Annotated in this window: 3 protein-coding genes and 1 pseudogene; 3 read left to right on the top strand and 1 reads right to left on the bottom strand. The window is 69.0% G+C overall.

What is annotated here, in order from left to right; genetic code table 11:
- Positions 1-149: 149 nt before the first annotated feature.
- From ACFWFZ_RS34350 to ACFWFZ_RS34360, 3 genes are all read left to right on the top strand, one after another.
- Complete coding sequence (locus tag ACFWFZ_RS34350) at positions 150-506, top strand: hypothetical protein (RefSeq protein WP_387127944.1); 357 nt, start codon at positions 150-152, stop codon at positions 504-506.
- Between the two features lie 17 nt (positions 507-523).
- On the top strand, positions 524-793 hold the full coding sequence (locus ACFWFZ_RS34355; protein ID WP_387127946.1) for a hypothetical protein: 270 nt from the start codon (positions 524-526) through the stop codon (positions 791-793).
- Between the two features lie 909 nt (positions 794-1,702).
- Positions 1,703-1,945, top strand: coding sequence for a hypothetical protein (locus ACFWFZ_RS34360; protein WP_387127948.1), 243 nt, complete (start codon positions 1,703-1,705; stop codon positions 1,943-1,945).
- A 248-nt stretch (positions 1,946-2,193) separates the two neighbouring features.
- Here ACFWFZ_RS34360 and ACFWFZ_RS34365 read toward each other — a convergent pair.
- A pseudogene (locus tag ACFWFZ_RS34365) lies at positions 2,194-2,849 on the bottom strand (hypothetical protein); the annotation flags it as partial.
- Between the last annotated feature and the right edge of the window lie 423 nt (positions 2,850-3,272).

Consider the following 3,272-nt stretch of genomic DNA (forward strand, 5'->3'; position numbering starts at 1 on the left):
CTGTGGGAGAGTAGGACGCCGCCGAACAATCATTGTGGGAAAGCCCCGCACCAGCCCGTTCAGGGTCCGGTGCGGGGCTTTTCTGCGTTCACGGGTGGCTTCTCGGGCCCGGCTGGGTATCCTGGCCCGGCGTTCCCCTGGAGGACACGATGACAGCACAGCAGTTGGAAGACGGCGGGCCCCTCATCCCCCAGCCGGCGATGACGCGGGAAGCCCTGCGGGACGCCGTGCGCCGGATCGACATGGCCAACCTGGCCGTGCTCGACAAGGAATGCAACGAGGCCTTCGACCGTGCCGCGGAGACGGGCGCCATCAACCCCCTGCGCTTCTTCCTGATCAAGTGGGCCACGCACGTGGCGATCCACCGCTGGCCCGCCCGCTCGGCGGCACTGCACGAGGCGGAACGCATGGCAGGCGACCCGGACGCCACGGAGGAAGAGTTCCGCGCCGCCATGGAGACGAGCAGCCGCATCCTCGCCGAGGCCCAGCGCGAGATCGGTCAGTGACCCCACGGGGCGAAGGCGTGGAGAACGACAGCGGCTGGGCTTGGGAGTGCGACCCCAGCCGACTGTGGGTCCTCGGCGGCATGCCCGCGGCACAGCAGGAGCTGGTCGGTGCCGTCATGGACGGCCTGGTCGACCTCGCCGCGATGGCCATCGACCCGAAGGACGGCAGCCTCTACGAAGACCCTCATCCGATGCGGCTGCGTACGTACGAGGACGAACACCTCATGGTCTGGTACCAGACGGTCCCTCACCGCAGCCGGGTCTACCTCAAGCGCGTCAACCTCTGACCCCGGGCGGCTGGAAGGCTCCGTCCACGGGGACGAGGCCGGGGACGGCCGTGCCGACAGCAGCCCGCTCGCGATGGCGACATCTGTCGGCGAAACCGCTCCGAGTCAGCTCCACACCGGACGTGCAGGCGGCCACGGCAGCGGCGACGTCGGCCGTGGACGTGAAGCAGGTGTGCGCGGCAACCGCCTCGGGGGACAGGGGGCCGGCGCCCCGTGCTTGTAGTGCGGCGCTGATCGCTCCCGCGCCCACCAGGTCCGAGGGCCGGAAGCAGGCTGCCGTCCGGCCAGCGCTCACCCGCGGCGATCACCATGGCGGGGAGCTCGGCAGTAGCCGAGCGCGGCGAGCCATCGGCAGACGGCGGAGGCCTTGCGCAGGCCCCCCGCGGCTCGGCTACCGCCGAGCCGGCCGCCGCTGCGGCGATGGCGGAACCGTCGGGTGAGGGCAGTACGAGTCGGGGAGTCGAGGGAGCCCGCCGCAGGCCGCGGCGACAGCGACCAGGGCGAGGCATGCCACGTCCGACGCCACCCGCTGTACACCAAGGAGATCCCACTCGCGTGGACGAGTGCCGGGATGATGGCCCGGCGCCCGGGTGCTCGCTAGAGCGGAGATGACCGACGGCGGCTCACCGGGCCCGCTCGTTGAAGGCCTAAGCCGGCGCCTCCCCCATCAGCCGGGCGTCCGGCCGGAAGGCCGGCATCACCCGGCACGGCGAACGATTCGTGGAACTGCCCGTCTTCCCGACACCGTCCCCGGTGAGAGGCACGGCTGCCGCCCGACTTCCGGCAACGCGCCTGGCTGAGCCCGCCCACCGCAGTCGATCATTCACAGATGAGACCTGAAGTTCAGACGTTTGTCGCCGACGGCACCCTCCCCGACTGGGACGCCGACGAAGAGGAGATCGACCGGCGATGCGAGCAGCTGGAGGCCATCGCCAAACCCGTCACACGGTCGAGGAGGCGGAGGCTCTGGGTGCCTGCTTCGGCCCGGACGACTGCTACGGCGTCTCCTGGTCGCTGGTGCACCTGATCGAGACCAGTCCAGGACCGGTGCCACAGGTCACCCAGCCCGGCCCCGATGCCGATGACTGGCACCACACGCTTTGGAACCGCTGGGGAAACCTCGGACTCGTAGCCGAAGACGTGACGTCGTAGGGCTCTGAGGTATCTGGCAGGAGGGCCAGAGACCGAACCGGGTCAGCGGGCGGGCGAGACGGATCTTGTTCCTGCACTATGGCGGCGGCGAGGGCCGAGACGAGTAGCGACGCCCGGGTACGGGACTGCTAGGGCTGTGACCGGGGACGTTCACCGGGTTGATGGTGTCCTGGCAAGATCGCTGTGTGGATCTTTCTCAGGGGTTGGCCGAATGGACTGACTGGGATGGCGCTGCCTTCGTGGTGGGACCGCCGCAGCGGCCCGAAGTAGGCCTCGATGGGGTTGGCCCAGGAGGCGTATGTCGGGGTGAAGCACAGCTCGACCTTGTTCTTCACCGCCCACCTCCTCATCCGCCAGCCCGGTCGGGGCGGCCCTGGTCGGCCCAGCACGATCCTGCGGTGGGACGGATCCCGAGCGGTCCGAACTCATCGAAGGCGAGGGTGCGGTCGGGCCGCTCGTTGATCGCGTACTCGATCCGTGCGAGTCGGGAGTCGAAGTCCGGATCCGGGGACTCCTTCCAGGTCTTCGTGCGTTAGTAGGAGATCCCCGCGGCGGGTCAGTAGGCCGCGCAGGGCCTCCCGGCCGATCCGGACGGGCCGGGCAATGTTGCGTCGCAGGTGATCTGCGAGCTTGCGGATCGACCAGCGGGTGAAGGGCTTGCCGAGTCTGGCGGGGCGGGTGGTGGCCGTCGCCACGACGAAGTCCTCATCGTCACGGGTGAGCAGCCGGGGACGGCCTCCCGCCCAGCGAGGGTCCCGGCATGCGGGACCGTGGTGCCGCCGGCCGAGGCCAGCAGCATCGCTCGGCGGAACCGCACCGAACGGTTACTGCCCCGCCGCACGATCTGCTGCAGCCTTCGACCCTCCTGCTCAGACAGTCCACGAACCCCCACCGGTGCTGCCACGCCGCCTGCCCGTGCCGCCTAAGTCGTCACCAGCACAACGAGCAATCCGGCAAAGGCTCGCGGTCACAGCACTAGCGAGCGATGCCCCTCCTGGCGGCGCCACGACCGGTCACGGGCTCCGTTGGTCGGTGGCCGTCGGTGACGGTCCTGTACTCCGCGGCCACGGTGGCTGCCAGCCGCGTTTTGACTCCTCCCCGGCACGGTTGTAGAGTTGAGCAGTTGCCTGGAGCAGAAGCGCTCGGCAGCAGCCCCCACAAGGAAGGACTTCGAGTGGGGACACTCGACTCTTCATTCGGGAATCGAAGCCGGGGAAATCCGGTGGAAAACTTCTGATAGAGTCGGAACCGCCGGAAAGGGAAACGCGAAAGCGAGAACCTGGAAAGCGGCCGAGGAAATCGGGCCCGAAAGAGTCTGATAGAGTCG

This window comes from Streptomyces sp. NPDC060232, assembly GCF_042726555.1.
Classification (GTDB): Bacteria; Actinomycetota; Actinomycetes; order Streptomycetales; family Streptomycetaceae; genus Streptomyces.